The organism is Burkholderia sp. MSMB1072, from assembly GCF_001524725.1.
GTDB lineage: Bacteria > Pseudomonadota > Gammaproteobacteria > Burkholderiales > Burkholderiaceae > Burkholderia.
Window position 1 is genome coordinate 1 of sequence record NZ_LOYC01000003.1, and the last position, 738, is coordinate 738.

At 64.8% G+C, this 738-nt stretch carries 1 protein-coding gene; it reads right to left on the minus strand.

Translation table 11 applies throughout. The annotated features are described in order from the left end of the window. On the minus strand, positions 1–738 hold a 738-nt coding region (locus WS89_RS00340; protein ID WP_059789098.1), incomplete at both ends, for a 3-hydroxybutyrate dehydrogenase.

Sequence of the window (738 nt, forward strand, 5' to 3'; positions counted from 1 at the left end):
CGACTGGCCCGTGAGCGCAGCGCTCGGGAATGCCGACAGGAACAGCACCGTCTGCGCGACATCCTGCACCGTCGTGAACACGCCGTCGACCGTGTTGCCGAGCATCACCTTCTTGATCACTTCCTCTTCGCTGATGCCGAGCTCCTTCGCTTGCTCCGGAATCTGCTTGTCGACCAGCGGCGTGCGCACGAAGCCCGGACACACGACGTGCGAGCGCACGTTGTGCTTCGCGCCTTCCTTCGCCAGCACGCGCGCCAGGCCGAGCAGCCCGTGCTTGGCCGTCACGTACGCCGACTTCAGCGGCGACGCTTCGTGCGAGTGCACCGAGCCCATATAGATCACGACGCCGCCGCGATCGTCCTTGTACATGTGCTTGAGCGCGGCCTTCGTCGTCAGGAATGCGCCATCCACGTGGATCGCCTGCATTTTCTTCCAGTCGGAGAACGAATAGTTCTCGATCGGGTTGACGATCTGGATACCGGCGTTCGACACGAGGATGTCGACCGAGCCGAACGCTTCGGCCACCTTGTCGATGCCGGTGTTCACGGCTTCCTCGCTGGTCACGTCCATCGCGACGCCGATCGCCTTGCCGCCTGCCTTGTTGATCTCGTCGGCGACCGCGTTCGCGCCGTCCTGGTTCAGGTCGGCGATTGCGACGGCCGCGCCTGCCTTGGCCAGCTCCAGCGCGATTTCCTTGCCGATGCCGCTCGCGGCGCCCGTGACGACTGCGGTCTTGCC